Origin of the sequence: Aquabacterium sp., assembly GCF_016234775.1 — a bacterium.
Lineage (GTDB): Bacteria > Pseudomonadota > Gammaproteobacteria > Burkholderiales > Burkholderiaceae_C > Aquabacterium.
Map to the genome: position 1 here is coordinate 60415 of NZ_JACRAH010000006.1, position 15475 is coordinate 75889.

Below are 15475 nucleotides of genomic sequence, written 5' to 3' on the forward strand. Positions count from 1 at the left end.
CTCATTGCTCATGACTCACCTCTGAATTCCAGCGCCAGGGCTGCACGCTGACCCGCGTCATTGGCCCAATGGCTCAAGATGCGAGGCCCCGGCGCATAACCCTTCAGACAGGCCTCACGCGCAGCCACGATCACAGCGGCGCCCGACATGGCCCCCACTTCGCCAGTGAATTCGGCCGGGTGCCAGATATCGAATGCATCCTTGCCCTGCCGCATCAATCTGGTCAGGGCCAGGGCCGCTTCCTTGAAGTAGTAATGCTCACCGGAGTTGTCGGTGATGCGAAAGTCCATGTCGTGCAACTGCAGGCCAGCTTCATCAAGGCTGGTTCTGATGGCTTGCGTCAGGCCATCGGCACGCAAGGGCTCACCACTGTCAAGGTGGGCGGTCTCCATACCAAAGCCCAGACCCGAGCAAAGGAGCTGGCGAGCGCGGCCTTCATCACGCGCCACCCACAGCGCACCAGCACCTTCACCAGGCATGAAGCCATCGGCGTTGGCTTCGGTCAGCAAGCGATCATGGCGCTCATAGTGACTCAAGGTAGGCTTGGACAAGAGGCTGTCCACCGCGACGATGAGCACACCAGGCACCGAGGGCGCTTCCAACAAAGCTCGGGCTTTGGCCAGTGCCACGGCCACGGCGACGCGGCCATGAGGCACCAGGGCCGATGCAGGGGAAAAGCTCACGCCCAACTCGCGTTGGATCTGCGTCATCAAGGCATCGTCAAGACCTGGCTCGCGACCTGGCCGCTCAGCCTCAGCCACGCACAACAACATCGGCAGTTGATGCCATCGCGTTTTATCCAGCTCATGCAAGGCTTCTTCGATGGCCAGCACGGCCATTTTGGCAAGCTGATCCATGCCCTTGCTTGGCGGCTCCAGCTCGACCTGATGCGCCATGATCCAGGCACCATGCGCGTCAATGAACTTGGTTTCTGTGGGATTCGAAAGCTTGGCTCGAAACGCACAGGCGCATGCGGCTGACGTCCATCCCACGGCGCTCACAAGGCCAGTCCCCACGATGGCGAGCCGATGCGCACTCATACGCCCCCCTCGCTGGCTGCCGGCGCGGGCTCGACAATGGCCACCTGTTCACGCTGTTGCCACCACGCCCGGCCCTTGCAGCCCGCCTCCGTTTGAGCCAACTCATGCAGGCTGGCGCGAAGCGGCCTGGCCATGCGCCAGGTCATGGTGAAGCGCTCGTTATCAGGCTCAAACGCAATCGTATCCAGGCGAGCCACATGGGACTCGCGATCACCACGTTTGGGCCAAACCTGCACAGGCAACTCGAGGTACGGCAACATGAAGTGGCGCAAACCATCCGGCGTGAAGCCACTGAGGACGGCTTCCATCGGCCCTTGCGGCAACGGCATTTGCTGATCCTCTGGCGCGGCCTGATAGTAGCGCTCGTCGAAATCCTTGGGCAGGAACGGAAAGTCGTGGTCAAGCCAGGCCTGGTCATAGGTGCCTGCATAACGGGCGCGCTGTGGCCAGCCCCGACCGAGGGGGCCCAGCGCCATCGGGCGGAGCGTATCGCTGGGGAACTTGACTGGCTGGCCGACTTCTTCCGTATTCGGCAAAGGCGTGCCGTCTACCCAGGCATTCTTCAGGTGCTTGTGCCAGCCTCTGCCGACAGGGTTGGGCACAAAGGCATCGTGTTCGCGCTCATCCTCACTTAAGCGATCCGCGCCCCCGAAAGCACGGTCGTAGCTGATCGGCATGCGCGAGAACGGCTGCGGCGTGGAAGCGGAGATGCCACTGAGCCCTGCCTGCCAGACTCGGTCGCCGATCACATCAAACACCTTTTCCATCGAGCCCACGCGCAAGCCCACGCGCATTCGTTGGAGCGCTTGCCCCTGGGGCGCACAAGCGTGACCGGTCAACAGCACGTCACAGGCACGCTTGCGTGGCGCAAAGTCGATTTCATGCAATGGCGCACTCAAACCCGGCTTGGCTGTGAAGGTATCAGCCAGTACAAGCGGCCATTGCTTTTCCGCCAAGCTGACTTGTTCACCTGGCTTGGGCAATATGAAGGTGCCCTTGACCACCACCACCAATAGCTCGCGGCCACTGGGCTCCAGCCCCATGTTGTAGCCCGCAACCATGCGGGTACTGTTGATGAATTCCATGGCAACCCATCGTCCTCAGTTGAGTTGCACCGAGCCACCCTTGACCCGGTTGACGCCACTCGACTTGCTGGACACATATGTGCCGTCAATGAGCACCTTGCCGGCTTTGGTCAACGTGATACTGGCCTTGCCACATCGCAGCACCAATTGCTCATGGGCTGACACCACCATGCGTTGGCCATCGGCATCAACATCCACCGTGGCCGGCTTGTCTTCAAGCGGCCAACCGGGGGCGCCACGCACCACACCCATGACGATGGGGCAACGGATATCGCCACCTTCAAACATCAGCACCACACCCTGCCCAATGTGCGGGCCGTGCAAATCCACCACGGTGCGGGCGCGCATGGCCATCGTGCCTGGTTGGCCAGGAAAGCTCACCAAAGGCGTCTGACCGTTATCCGTCATGGCCAGCAAAGTGCCCGTCAACACACCGTGCACAGGCCCTTGCAGGGATGGCTGCTGCTCAAACAAAGAGAGCGCCGGGCCTTGCAACAAAGGCGAGAGCACATCATCCGTGTGGGCCTCAACGAGGTGACTTTCTTGGGGAAGATCCTTGGGATTCATATCAGTTCTGCAGAATCTTCGAGCCCTTCATCACGATATTGCTACTGGCCTTGGCGGTGATTTTGCCGCTGCCATCAATCGTGATGTCCTTACCCTTGATGGTGATCGTGCCATCCTTCTTCATGGTGATGCTGGCACTGCCAGTCTTGATGGTGATGGAGTCGCCGGCGTCAATCACGACGTTCTTGCCTGCCTTGAGCGAGTCGTCATCAGCCACAGACGTGCTGCGGGCCTTACCGACACTGACGCTCTGCCCGCCACCAACGGAAGTCTTTTGATCGCCACCCACACTGACGGTCTGGCCTGCGCCAACATTGAGGCTTTGGCTCCCACCCACGTTGGTGGATTGGGTCGCCCCCACATTGATGGACTGCGCCGCCCCAATGGCCACTTCCTGCGCGGCACCAATGGCGATGGTTTCGTTGATGCCCACGGTGTGCGTGCGCTGCATCGCCACCGTGGCCGTTTCGCTGCTGCCCACGGTGATGCTGCGGTTGGCGCCAATGGTGATCGACTCGTTTGCGCCAACGGATTCGGTGCGATTGGCACCGATGGTGATCTGCTCGTTGGCACCAACGTCTTCGGTGCGGTTCACCCCGATCGTGATTTTTTCGTTGTTGCCGACCTTTTCAGTACGGTCCACGCCAATGGTGATCTTCTCGTTGTTGTCGACCGTCTCGGTGCGGTCGTGCTTGACGTGCACCGTCTCATCATGGTCGATGGTCTTGGTGCGGTCATGCCCGACCCAGTGCGTCTCGTCGTTCTCGACCTCGATGTCCTGGTTCTTCTCGGCATGCAGCCAGACCTGCTCGCTGCCCTTCTTGTCTTCGAAGCGCAAGGCATTGGCATTGCCGTAGGCACCCCCCTTGGACGAGCGCGACAGCACGCCGGACTGCGTGGCGTTGGCAGGCAGATCCCACGGCGGCATCTGCTGGGCGTTGTACACGCGGCCGGTGATCAAAGGCTGGTCAGGATCCCCTTCCAGGAAGGAAATCACCACCTCTTGACCAATGCGGGGGACGTGCATGAAACCGAAATTCTGCCCGGCCCAAGGCTGCGACACGCGCACCCAGCACGAGCTCTTTTCATCCTTCTTGCCCAGGCGGTCCCAGTGGAACTGCACTTTCACGCGGCCGTATTTGTCGGTGAAGATCTCTTCGCCGCTGGGGCCCACCACCACGGCGGTTTGCGGCCCCTGCACGAAGGGCTTGAACGTGCTTCGTTGCGGGCGGAACTGCTGCGACGAAGGTATCGCCTCGAAGCTGACCTTGTACTGGCTGCCACTCTCTCCCGCATCAAATACGGCCACCTGGGCCTGGATGCGCACGCTGGTCAACAGGTACTGCGCGTTCTGGTCTTCACGCGGGTGCTTGCTGAGCGTGAAGGTGCGGCCCGCCTCCAGGCCCATGGCGTTGCCTTGGCCCTCCAGCCGGTGATGGCGAGCCTGCACCTCGTCCAGCCAGTCTTCAGCGAACTGCTTGCCGTCAGGGGCCTTGGTGTAGTCGCCCTGGAAATCGAATCGTTCGGCCGACGCTTGATCGTGCGAGCGCGACAGGCTGGCGTCCACCTCCAAAGAGGTCGAAGGGCGCTCGAAGTCATAGCTGGTGAGCACCATCTTGCCGGTCTTGACCTCCTGGCTGAAGGTCCACTGCGAGATGTACTCTTCGTCCGGCGGCGCGTGGCTGGCGTCTTCGATGTAGCGGATGGTGCTGGCGCCCGTGATCGGGTCATGCGCACTGAGCGAATCCATCAGCACCAGTTCGTGCTTGCCGTTGGTGTGCTCGAAATACCAGTAGATGCCTTCGCGCTCCAGCAAACGGGTGACGAACTGAAAATCGCTTTCGCGGTACTGCACGCAGTAGGTGCGCGGCTGGTAGGTGCGAAACAGTTTGAGCTTGACCTGGGCCACGCTGGCATGGTCGTCGAACACCTTCTTGACGATGTCCGGCACCGACATCTCCTGGAAGATGCGGCAATCGCTGGTGCGGGTCAGGAACCACAGCCAGGGGCGAACCTCGGCCTGGTAGGCAAAGTAGCGGCCCCGGGGTGTGCCCAGGCCGAAGCGCGTGACATAGCCATGGAAATAGCGCTTGCTGTCATCGGCCAGGTGCATGGTGAGCGTGACCGGTTTGCCCAGCAGATCCTTGGGTGCCAGGGTCGGTTTTTCGCTCAGCAGATTGAGCTGCATGCCGCCCAACTGGCTCAGGCCCTCCGAGACATTCATCGACTCGAGGAACAGGTCTGCCGCGGGCAGGGGAGAACTGAGCGTGATGGGTGCTGTGGTCGCCATAGTGCCCTAGTACACCCCAGGAGGCGCGCTTGGCAAAGCGACCAAAGTCATGCCGGTCAAGCGCGCATCAGGTCTCGCGCAGCTTGTCCATCACCCACTGGGCCCTGTCTACGCAAGGCAGGGCTTCAGGGCGATGGGTGATGATCTCGATGGCCGCCTGCAGTTGGGCCTTGTTTTGCGCCAGGCGCTGCTGCATGAGCTCAATCTCGGCCACCTTGCGCTTGAGGCTGTCGATCATTTCAGCGTGCTGCCACTTGTCCTGCGCATCGGGCAGGAGGTTGCGGATTTCGTCCAGAGAGAAGCCAGCGTTCTGGGCGCCGGTGATGATCTCCAGAGACCAGAGCGCATCCGGGCCGTACTCGCGGTAACCGTTGTCCTGACGCTCGACGCCCCGCATCAGCCCGGCAGACTCGTAGAAGCGGATACGGGAAGGTGTCAAACCACTGCGTTTGGCCAGTTCACCGATTTTCATGTTCGAGCTCCAAATAGCGCTTGACTCTCAAGTTAACTTTAACCTTAGAGTTTGGCCATCGTCAAGCGAAAGGTCATTCATGAAACCCACTCCATCTGCCTCTCTTCCCCGCCCCGTCCAGGCCGGCATTCGACACGCCACGCTCATCTCCGGCCTGGCTCTGAGCCTGTTGGCCGGTGCGGCCTGGGCCGAGGGCAACACCCTGAACGGCACACCCACGGCATCCACCCAGATCAAACTGGGCAGCCTGGATGTGCCCGTCGTGAAAGGCGGCCTGTATGACCGCTACCGCTCCAACCCGCCGCTGTCGGTCATCGCCACAGAGGCACCCGAGCTGGATCTGAGCTGGTTCAAGCAACTCAAGAAGGAAAAGGTGGACATCGGCTTCGAGTCCTACTCGCCCAATTTCTATTACAAGAACAGCCGCGTCACTGCCATCTTCACGGCCGATCTGGCCCAACTGAAGGCGCTGATGCCGGCCAAAGTCCTGGAAGCCGTCCAACCGCTGCAGATCTGGCCTGGACGCGGCCTGATCGCACTGACCGCCTATTCCTACCAGTACTGCGACAACGACCGCTACAACGAAATCGGCCTGTCTGTGGTCACCAATAAGCCAGGATCCGACAACTGGGGGCCCTTCTCGCTGCTGGGCCAAGCCAGCTCGAACGACTTCTGGGGCTATGTGCTCAAGCTGCCTGTGAACACGGAACTGGCCCGCGCCCGTGGCGTGGTGGGCTACAACCTGCCCAAATGGCTGACCGACATCAGCTACCAGGATGCAGGGGATTCGGTGGTGGTGGAAATCACCGACAAGGCCACCGGGAAAGTGGATGTGACCCTCGAAACCCGCAAACTGACTGATCTGTCGAGCAAGGAAGCGCTGGTCACCAACAGCTTCACCAACCTCGATCGCCAAGGGCGCCTGACCACGGGTTATGCCGTGTCGCGGCAACTCAGCCACGCTCACAGCGCCAGCGCAGAGACGGTCAAACTTGGCTTGACGGATGGCAGTCTGTCGGCTTACATCAAGGCCTTGAAGCTGGGGAAGCTGGTCCGGTATGAATACGTGCCCCATTTCCAAAGCGCGCTGTATGCCCCCACGCTCATGGCCCAACAAGGGCCTGAGGCCATCCGCTGAACCAGAACGCAAGGTCAGAACATGCAAACAATATTGGGTGCCAATGGCCAGATCGCGGTCGAGCTGGCTCGCGAACTGCGCCGCCAGTACACAAGCGAGTTGAAGCTGGTGAGCCGCAACCCGCGCAAGGTCAACGACAGCGACATCCTGGTATCGGCTGACCTCATGAACGGGGCACAAACCGCGCAGGCCGTCAAAAGCAGCAGCGTGGTGTACTTCACCGCCGGGCTGCCACCAGATACGGCCTTGTGGGAAGCGCAGTTTCCAACGATGTTGAGAAACGCCCTGGATGCCTGTCGCGCGGCAGGCGCCAGCTTCGCGTACTTCGACAACACCTACATGTACCCACAGGACAAGCGCATACAGAGGGAGGACACGCCCTTCGAACCGGTTGGGCGCAAAGGCAGGGTGCGCGCCGCGATGACGGCGATGGTGCTCGAAGAGATGCAGCGCGGCGACATCCCCGTCGTCATCTGCCGGGCGCCGGAGTTCTACGGCCCGGGCCAGACACAGAGCTTCACCAACGCTCTGGCGCTGGAGCCGCTCAAGAACGGCCAGAAACCGCGCGTGCCCGTGAGGGACGACACCTTGCGCACCCTCATCTGGACGCCAGACGCCAGCCGCGCCCTGGCCCTCATCGGCAACACGCCCGATGCCTTCGGACAGACCTGGCACCTGCCCTGCTGCGACGAGCGCCTCACCTACCAGCAGCTCGTCGGCATGGCCAGCGAGATGCTGGGCACGCCGCCCACCTACACGGTGTTGGGCAAATGGACGCTGATGGTGGCTGGGCTGTTCTCCAGCAAGGCACGTGAAATCAGAGAGCTCTTGCCTCGCTATGAACAAGACAACTTCTTCGACTCGAGCAAGTTCAAGCAGCGGTTTCCAGCATTTGAAGTAACGAGCTACCGCAAGGGACTGGCGCAGATCCTGATGGTGCCGCCCTCGGCCTGAGCATCAATGCCTCGGTTGGCGCCAAAGAAGCCCATGCCCGGCCGCCAGCCGAAAACAGAACCGTCACCGGCGCAGGAACTTCAGCTGGTGCGCCAGCATCTTCGGGAACAGCGGATTGAAGTAGGGGTCGAAGTGGTTGGCGGCAACCTCGATCACCTCCACATTCGGGTTGCCCACACGCCGGACCTTGTCCGAGACAAAGGGCGCCACCGTGTCGCCCGTGGCGCCGATCATCAGCATCGGGATCTTCACATCCTTCAGGCGCAGCCAAGGGCGATACAGCGGCAGGGACAGCACCGACCTCGCTGCCACGCGGTTGTCGTACTTGTGGTCCGGGTGAGCCGCGAGTGCAGCCTGCATGGCGTCCCAGCCACCGTCGCGGTCCATGGTGGAGAACTCGCCTTCGCGCGACAAGGTCGGCACATGAATGGGCGCACCGGGCTTGATCAGATCCAGGATGCCAAGCGCGACCATCTTCGAGAGTCGCCCGATCGGTGTGGCGAACATCGCAGCCAGCCCGTCGAGCATGGGCACCTGGACGATGGCACCTTTCAGTTCAGGGTGCTGAGATGCCAGATCGACCACGTGCCCGCCACCAAACGAGGTGCCCCACAGCGTGATGTCATGCGCCAGCACCTGCGGTTGTGATTTCAGGTGAGCAAGTGCCGTATCGGCCACGCGCGTTCTGCGCCAGGGGTTGATGCCTTGCCGTGGGACGCCGCCGCTATCACCCCAGCCCGGGTAATCGAACTCCATCACCGCGAAGCCGGCTTCGACGAAGCTGAAGGCGAACGATGAGGTCAATGCCATCTGGATGCTGCCCCAGCCGCCCACCATGAGGATGGCGGGGAGCTGCTGATCGGGAGGGGTGTCCTTCGGCACATGGAGGGTGGCAGCGCACAGTGCGCCTTCAGCCATGAAGGTGGACTTGATGGAGCGCACGCGCTCTTGCGAGATGTTGGGGTAGTGGCGGGCGTTCACGTTGTACTTCCGATGATCATTGAATGCGAGCGAATGGGAAATCAGAGCACCATGGCCCGGGTGATGGGATCGCCATCGACCTCATGCCGGGTATGCCGAGCGGCTTGCCCTTGCGTCCTTTGCGTAGCGAAGGTGGCCAGGCGGCTCACGGCATTCGCGGCGGAAGCGAGGAAGGCCGCCTGAAGCTGGAACACATGCCAGCGGCCTGCGTACACCTCCAGCTGGCAAGGCACGCCACAGCGTGTGGCCAGTGCGCTCAAGCGGGTTGAGTCGGACTGCAGGATCTCCTGGTCACCCACCTGGATCAGCATGGGCGGCAGGCCTTGCAAATCCGCTTCCAGCAGCTGTGGCCCCTTCTGAGGTGCATACCAGCCGACGGCTTGTTTGAGCCAGGCCACATCGAGCATGGGGTCAAGCGCCGCAGCCGTTCGGATGGTGTCGCCCGACAAGGTCGTGTCCAGGAAAGGCGACAGCAGCATCAGCCCGGCAGGCAAAGGTTCGCCCGCATCACGCAGCTTCAAGGCCAGGCTCAAGGCCAGCCCTCCGCCAGCAGAGTCGCCGCACACCACGATTTGATGGGGTGCCACGCCGCGTTGAAGCAAATGGCGATAGCAGGCCAGTGCGTCTTCGAGGGCGGCAGGCTGAGGATGCTCGGGCGCCAGGCGGTATTGCGGCACCCAGACCGTCAGGCCGGCGGCCGCCAGCCGTGTCGTCACGCTGCGGTGGGTTCGGGCGCTGCCCACGCAGAAGCCGCCACCATGCAGGAACAGCACCGTTGTGGCCCCCTGTCGCTGAGCCTGTTTGGGAGAGACCACCTCGGTGGTGATGCCGTTGACCTCATGGCGTTCGATGCGCGCGCGGCCATCGCCGGGCATCAGCCGAGCCAGGGCGTTCACGATCAGACGTTGCGTGCCGACGCTCACGGGCGGCCGGATGAAGGCCTTGAACGTCACACGCAGGAGCGCCCTCAACAGGCTCGCACTGAAAGACTCCACCATGCCCACTGGCTCGGCATGCCGCACGACCTGCCTGCCGCGATGATCAGGCCTGGTGAAGTTGTAGGCATTGAGCGATGAGTAGCGTGTGAGCCAACGGTAGCCGAAGGTGAAGCCCGGCCAGTTCGTGCTGTTGTGGCCATTGGCATCCACATACCAGCTCTTGCAACCCTGCCACACGGTGGCCTTCAGGCGCGCTTGCACGGTGCCATTGAAGCTGTCGTAGCGCTGTGCATCGACCTCGACCGTGCTAGCGCCTGCCTTGTGCGCAGCCTTGATGCACCGCATCACGTGCGCAATCTGGCTCTCCAGCATGTAGACGATGGAGCTGTGGCCCAGATTGGTGTTGGGACCATAGAGCATGAAGAAGTTCGGGAAGCCCGGTACCGTCATGCCCAGATAGGCTTGCGCGCCTTGGCGCCAGGCTTCATTGAGCTCCTGTCCATGGCGGCCCGTGATCGTCATGGGTGCGAGGAACTCGGTGGCCGCGAAGCCGGTACCGTAGACGATCGCGTCAGCAGGATGGTGCTGCCCATCCGCCGTCTCGACGCCATCGGCCGTGACGCGACGAATCCCTTGCGTGACCAGCTTCACGTTGGGCTTGACCATGGTGGCCAGGTACTCGTTGGACAGCAAAATGCGCTTGCAACCGATGGGGTAATCAGGTGTCAGTTGCGCACGCAGCGTGGGGTCCGGCACCTGACGCTGCAGCAACGCCTTGCAGGGCATGCCCACCGCCAGATCCATCAGGGCCTTGATGCGCGTGAAGCCGATCGCCCGGCTTTCGTATTGGGAATAGATGCGAGCGCGATGCAGTTTCATGGTCCAGGGCAGCATCCTGAACATGGCCTTGCGCCAGCCTGCATACGGGCCGTCAGGACGCGGCAGGATGTAGGCGGGCGAGCGTTGGAACACCGTCAGTTTGCCCACCTGGTCTGCGATGGCCGGCACGAACTGGATGGCTGAAGCGCCGGTGCCAATCACCGCGACGCGCTTGCCCGTCATGTCATGGCTGTGGTCCCAGTGGGCGGAGTGACAGACATGCCCCTTGAAGCTGTCCATGCCCTCCAGCTTGGGGTAGGCGGGGCGGCTGAGTTGCCCGGTTGCCGTGACCACAAAGCGGGCTTGCAGGACCTGGCCATTGCTCAAGGTCACCGTCCACAGGGCGAGTTCTTCGTGGTAGCGCACTTGTGCCACCTCACAGCCAAAGCGGATGGAGGGCAACAGACCGTATTTCTCGGCACAGTGCTTCAGATATCGATGGATCTCGGCCTGGGGTGCAAACACCCTGGTCCAGTTCGGATTGGGTTCGAACGAGAATGAATACAGGTGCGATGGCACGTCGCAAGCTGCGCCTGGATAGGTGTTGTCTCGCCACACGCCACCGACATCGTTGCGCTTCTCAATGATGAGGAAATCGCTCAGGCCCGCCTTCTTCAACGCGATGGCCATCCCGATGCCCGCGAAGCCGGTTCCGATGATGATGGTGTGAAAACAGGTGGTGGTTTGTGAACCGGTGCTTTGCATGTCTTGAAACCTTGAAGTGCAACAAAGGTCTGCTGTGAGGCGGAATCATGCGCAAAAGCACCGCTGCAGAGAATGTTGACGCAGGACAAAGGCTTTATGATTTGGGCCAACCATATCGGTATTCACCCTTCAAGCGCCTTTCATGACCTTCTGGGATTTCAAGCGCAATGCGGCGAGCGTGCGGCTGTTGGTCGAGTTCGGTCAAGAGCGTGGGCTGGATGCTGCCAAGGTCCTGGCCCGTTCCCGCCTGACGGCAACTGACCTGGAAGATCCAGCCATCGAACTGGAGGCCAGCCAGGAACTCTGTGTGGTGGGCAACCTCATCCGCTCATGCAGGCAACCCGGGCTGGGGCTGGAAGTGGGCATGCGCTACAACTTCGCCTCATATGGGCTGTTGGGCCTGGGCCTGATCAGCTGCGCGACCGCTGGCGATGCCCTGGCGTTTGCCTTGCGGTTCATCCCCCTGACGTTTGCGTTCTGCCGGATCACAGGCCAGCTGGACGGTGACATGTACACCGTGAACTTCGAGGCCCCGGACGTCGAGCCTGCGATCCAGCGCTTTCTGGTCGAGCGCGATGTGGCGGCGGCCTCCCGCCTGATGAAAGAGGTGATGGGGCCAGAGTTCGCCTTGTCTCGGTTCACACTCAAACATACGGTCGAGCGCGGGCCAGGCTGGATAGAGGGCCTGCTGCGCATCGGTGGTGGCGTCAGGCCTGACTTTGGTGCCAGCAGCAACAGCTTGTCTACTGATTTCAGGCTGTTGAGCCTGCGGCTCCCTCAGGCCAACCCTGTCACGGTGGCCATGTGCGAGCGGGCCTGTGAAGAGCTGATGGAGCGGCGCCGCACCCGTCTGGGTACGGGCGACTACCTGCGCCAATACCTGGCCGCAGCCCCCCTCAACATGACGCCGGATCTGCCCCAGGCTGCGCGCGCACTGGGGCTCAGCGACAGGACGCTGAAGCGAAGGCTTCAGGATGAGGGCGTCTCATACCGGATGCTGCTGGCCGAAGTGCGCGGCCGCCAGGCCAATAAGTTACTGGCGGATGAAACGCTGTCGCTCACACAGATCGCGGAACGCATGGGCTTCAGCGATTTGTCCAGCTTCTCGCAGGCGTACAAGCGGTGGTTTGGGGTGGCGCCCAGTGTGGGGCGGATCGGCTATCACCACACCACGTCGTGTTCTGGCGCCCGTCTTGTTGATTGACGTGGAGGTCCAACTGGAGGTGTCGGACCGCCACATCGACCTGGCTGGATGGCCAAGGCATCGTCATTCGCGCCGAGAGGGATGTGACCAGGTCACTACGAGAGCGGGCGCGGTATGCTCGGCGTCATGCAAGCTCAGACAACCGTTCAGATTGAACTGACGACCATCTGCAACTTTGACTGCCATTACTGTGCCGGTCGCAGTATGGCGCAGCGCCACATGGACGATGCCCTACTTCAGCAAGTGCTCGACTCGATGCCAACGCAGCAAAGCCTGTGGGTGTCGTTGCAAGGGGAGGGTGAGCCGACACTGCATCCACGCTTCTGGGAGTGGGCTCAGGCGTTTCGAGACAAGGGGCACCACGTCACCACGATCACCAATGGCACCCGCATCAATGCCCAACGCTGCCATGAAGTTCTCTCGAACATCGGGGTGTCCATCGACACACTCGATGCTGACGAGGCGGAGCGCATCGGGCGCTACAACCTGCCCAAGGTGTTAAGCCATTTCGAGGAGCTGGTGCAAACCATGGGGCCACAACGCGTACGTGTGCACACGGTGTCATATGGGCAGGATGTGCGGCCTTTGCTCAACTACCTGCAAGGACTGGGCGTGCGGGCCATTGTTCAACCCATCCAGACCAAGCCCGATTACGCCCGGCGCTACGGAGACTTGCCTGCCGTGCACGTCTACCGTCAACGGCAGCGATCGGTCGAGACCTACACATGTCGATTCCTCGACGGCCGCACGCCCATGCGTTTTGTGAACATCGATGGCATCGAGATGCCGTGCTGTTTCATCAAGGATGCTGGCGCATTTGAATCTACCCAACACGTGCGAGAGGCCTTGGCGCGCAAGGTGGTGCCCACGCCTTGCTTGGGGTGCCGTGAGCTGAGTTGACGGACGCCCCGACCCTCACCCACGCTCGAACGTCATCTCACGAATCAGCTGCGCATGCTGCGGGAACCGCTTCAACAGCACGGCGCGGTCGTCCAGCGTGAAGTCATCGAAATCGAAACCGGGCGCCACGGTGCAGCCGATCAGGCTGAAGCCACCCGCCACCTCGCAGCGCAAGGCAAACCAACTGCCGCCCGGGATGACCAGGGCGAACTGCTGCCCGCGCGCCAGATCCCTGCCCAATGTGTGAACCCGCATGGCGCCTGCTGCGTCGATCTCATAAACATGCAAGGGCTCGCCATCGTAGAAGTGCAGCACCTCGTCTGAGGCCAGCAGGTGGAAGGCGCTGAACTCTCCGTGCCTCAGCAAGAAGTAAATGGCGGTGCTGGCGTTTCGATCACCCTTGTGCGCCGTGCTCAGAGCCGATTGCGGCAACACCATGGGAGCACGGTAGTGCTCTTTGAAGGCCCCGCCTTCAATGTGTTGGGTCATGCCCAGCTGGGTGATGTAGTCATCGGCGGTTTTCATGGTGATCCTGCTTTCTCACTCTCCATCCCATTGCCAGGTGGTCACGCCATAGTCACCAGCCAGAGCGGGCATCAATTCGCCTTGCTTGAAATGCTGACGCCTCTCTGCCGCAGGCGTGAACCACCAGCCCTGTCGTGGGCAGGTATTTCCTGCTTCACAGCGAAGACGCAAATCGGAAGACTGGTTTGAGTTCGGATGATCAACGTTTTCGAACTCGCCGTTCAGCATCTCAACAAAATACCATTTGCACGGCCGGTCGGTGAACACTGCACTGGCCATCGCGTTTCGCGCCCGAGCGGGCTTGGCGCGTACGCGTGCAAGGTCGTTCATGCCTGTATTCATTGCCGAATTCTTCTCCATCTCGCGCAATGCAAAGGGAATCAGCTTTGTATCGTCAATCCACAGCGCATCTCTTCCCACCTCGCCAACTAGCCGCATGCCGAGTTCGTTGAACGTCTTCGCATCACCCAGCACACCATCAGCGTTGCCTATCCAGGCAAATTGCAGAGACGCATAAGGATCCTCCTGCGCCACGTAGACACCCGTCCTGGGTGGCTTCTTGCCAGAAAGTCCTTCCACATCGGTCCGCACACGAAACTTCGGCAAGCTGCGCCAGAGGCTCTCGCATTCTCTCCAAGCCATGACCATGCTGAAGTCAGTCAATGGCCGCTGACCACCGGCACCGACAGCTGCGTCGATCTTCGCCGCATAGCTATAGATGACTTCCCACTGCTGATTGAAGTGTTCCTCTTCCTCCGACGTCATCCACATTGAGGAGTGTTCGGCAATCATCCGGCCACATTGATTGGCACCTGTAAATTCATAGCTCTCAGTAGCCCGGCTCGCAACGTCTTTGAGTATTGACCTCCTGAAAGACTCCATTGCAGGCAACACATGTGTTGACCAGTTGGAAGATGTGTCGCGCACACCCCACCTGTCGTTGGCCAGCAAGGCGTCGCGCCCTTGCACTTGGGCCAGGGCTACCGTGACATCAACTCCTGTGATGAAGCCATCAATCAATTGCAACAAGCCTTTCAGGTAGTCCAGGCTCATCCATTGATAAAGCATGGCAGCCTGCCGCTTCTGATGCAGACTCAACTTAAAGACGGGATTCGCGCCCAGCGGATTCCCGAATAAATCTGTAGCCATACTCTTATCTCAGTTGGTGGCCTGATCCGCCCTGCCTGCCTTGCTGGACGATGCTGCCCAGCGTGAGCTCGCCCAGCCGGTCTGGCTGCTGTGGCTGGCCAGGCGCATGCGCAGTTGGCCGGTGGCGTCGTCCACCAGCCATTGGTTGGCGCCTTGGCCGTCCAGGTGAGGATAGTGCCAGCCCGATACGGTGCCGGGGTGGTCAGCACCGGGCTTGAGGCCGCGCAGCGCGCTTTGGTCAGTGACCCGGACTGGCCAAGTTGGTTAACAGCCTGACTCACTCTATGGGCCGTTTCCCGCTCGTTGAACTACACCCTTGGCAACTTGTACGTGGCCTCACCCCTGCGGTTCGTCCCAGCACCAGATGGTTTGGCCATAATCAGACTTGATCTCGGGCATAACCTCACCCTGCTTGCAATACCGTCTACCTTCTCCTGCGGGCGTGAACCACCAGCCTTCACGTGGACACGGTTGTCCAGCAGGACAGCGCAAGCGCATATGCGCGTCTGAAGCGCCCCGGGTTTCGCGGAGGCCAGTTGGTTTAAGTCAGACGGTCGCGGCCTGACCAGCGCGTTGTTGGTGGTAGTTTGCCTCGAATTCAGCGGGCGGGACATTACCAAGTGGCCCCATCAATCGATGGTGATTGAA

14 protein-coding genes are annotated in these 15475 nt (G+C 61.2%); 4 read left to right on the top strand and 10 right to left on the bottom strand.

The annotated features are described in order from the left end of the window. Positions 1 to 8: 8 nt before the first annotated feature. The 5 genes from HY836_RS02995 to HY836_RS03015 all read right to left on the bottom strand — a co-directional run bounded on the left by HY836_RS02995 (position 9) and on the right by HY836_RS03015 (position 5454). Positions 9 to 1040 carry a hypothetical protein gene (locus HY836_RS02995; protein WP_290673433.1) on the bottom strand — a complete coding sequence of 344 codons (1032 nt, stop codon included), beginning with the start codon at positions 1038 to 1040 and terminating at the stop codon, positions 9 to 11. Continuing rightward, a complete protein-coding gene (locus tag HY836_RS03000; RefSeq protein WP_290673435.1) occupies positions 1037 to 2125 on the bottom strand; it encodes a DUF2169 domain-containing protein in 1089 nt (362 codons plus the stop codon). The genes HY836_RS02995 and HY836_RS03000 overlap by 4 nt, the downstream gene beginning before the upstream one ends. A 15-nt stretch (positions 2126 to 2140) precedes the next feature. Next, positions 2141 to 2692, bottom strand: coding sequence for a DUF6484 domain-containing protein (locus HY836_RS03005; protein WP_290673437.1), 552 nt, complete (start codon positions 2690 to 2692; stop codon positions 2141 to 2143). Between the two features lies 1 nt (position 2693). Further along, the gene (locus tag HY836_RS03010) at positions 2694 to 4982 is read right to left on the bottom strand and encodes a type VI secretion system Vgr family protein (RefSeq protein WP_290673439.1); all 2289 of its coding nucleotides are present in this window, start codon (positions 4980 to 4982) and stop codon (positions 2694 to 2696) included. A 67-nt stretch (positions 4983 to 5049) separates the two neighbouring features. Further along, complete coding sequence (locus HY836_RS03015; RefSeq protein ID WP_290673441.1) at positions 5050 to 5454, bottom strand: MerR family transcriptional regulator; 405 nt, start codon at positions 5452 to 5454, stop codon at positions 5050 to 5052. A gap of 79 nt (positions 5455 to 5533) precedes the next feature. On the opposite strand from HY836_RS03015, the gene HY836_RS03020 reads away from it, so the two are divergent. Together HY836_RS03020 and HY836_RS03025 are read left to right on the top strand one after the other, a co-directional pair. Next, positions 5534 to 6592, top strand: a complete 1059-nt coding sequence (locus tag HY836_RS03020) for an acetoacetate decarboxylase (ADC) (protein ID WP_290673443.1) — start codon at positions 5534 to 5536, stop codon at positions 6590 to 6592. A gap of 21 nt (positions 6593 to 6613) precedes the next feature. Further along, a complete protein-coding gene (locus HY836_RS03025) occupies positions 6614 to 7546 on the top strand; it encodes an NAD-dependent epimerase/dehydratase family protein (RefSeq protein ID WP_290673444.1) in 933 nt (310 codons plus the stop codon). 63 nt (positions 7547 to 7609) lie between these two features. Here the strand turns inward: HY836_RS03025 and HY836_RS03030 are convergent, their stop codons facing one another. Both HY836_RS03030 and HY836_RS03035 read right to left on the bottom strand, forming a co-directional pair. Continuing rightward, entirely contained in the window at positions 7610 to 8527 is a 918-nt protein-coding gene (locus tag HY836_RS03030) for an alpha/beta fold hydrolase (RefSeq protein WP_290673445.1), read from the bottom strand. A 41-nt stretch (positions 8528 to 8568) separates the two neighbouring features. Continuing rightward, positions 8569 to 11049 carry an alpha/beta hydrolase fold domain-containing protein gene (locus HY836_RS03035; protein ID WP_290673447.1) on the bottom strand — a complete coding sequence of 827 codons (2481 nt, stop codon included), beginning with the start codon at positions 11047 to 11049 and terminating at the stop codon, positions 8569 to 8571. Positions 11050 to 11191: 142 nt separating this feature from the next. On the opposite strand from HY836_RS03035, the gene HY836_RS03040 reads away from it, so the two are divergent. Continuing rightward, the gene (locus HY836_RS03040) at positions 11192 to 12253 is read left to right on the top strand and encodes an AraC family transcriptional regulator (RefSeq protein WP_290673449.1); all 1062 of its coding nucleotides are present in this window, start codon (positions 11192 to 11194) and stop codon (positions 12251 to 12253) included. Between the two features lie 126 nt (positions 12254 to 12379). Continuing rightward, the gene (locus tag HY836_RS03045; protein ID WP_290673451.1) at positions 12380 to 13153 is read left to right on the top strand and encodes a radical SAM protein; all 774 of its coding nucleotides are present in this window, start codon (positions 12380 to 12382) and stop codon (positions 13151 to 13153) included. Positions 13154 to 13168: 15 nt separating this feature from the next. Here the strand turns inward: HY836_RS03045 and HY836_RS03050 are convergent, their stop codons facing one another. Genes HY836_RS03050 through HY836_RS03060 form a run of 3 tightly spaced genes read right to left on the bottom strand, consistent with a single transcriptional unit; the run spans position 13169 to position 14962 of the window. Next, positions 13169 to 13678 (bottom strand): cupin domain-containing protein, encoded by a 510-nt coding sequence (locus HY836_RS03050; protein WP_290673453.1) that lies wholly within the window; start codon positions 13676 to 13678, stop codon positions 13169 to 13171. Positions 13679 to 13693: 15 nt separating this feature from the next. Then, entirely contained in the window at positions 13694 to 14827 is a 1134-nt protein-coding gene (locus tag HY836_RS03055) for a hypothetical protein (RefSeq protein ID WP_290673455.1), read from the bottom strand. Positions 14828 to 14836: 9 nt separating this feature from the next. After that, the gene (locus HY836_RS03060; protein ID WP_290673457.1) at positions 14837 to 14962 is read right to left on the bottom strand and encodes a hypothetical protein; all 126 of its coding nucleotides are present in this window, start codon (positions 14960 to 14962) and stop codon (positions 14837 to 14839) included. Positions 14963 to 15475: the final 513 nt, after the last annotated feature.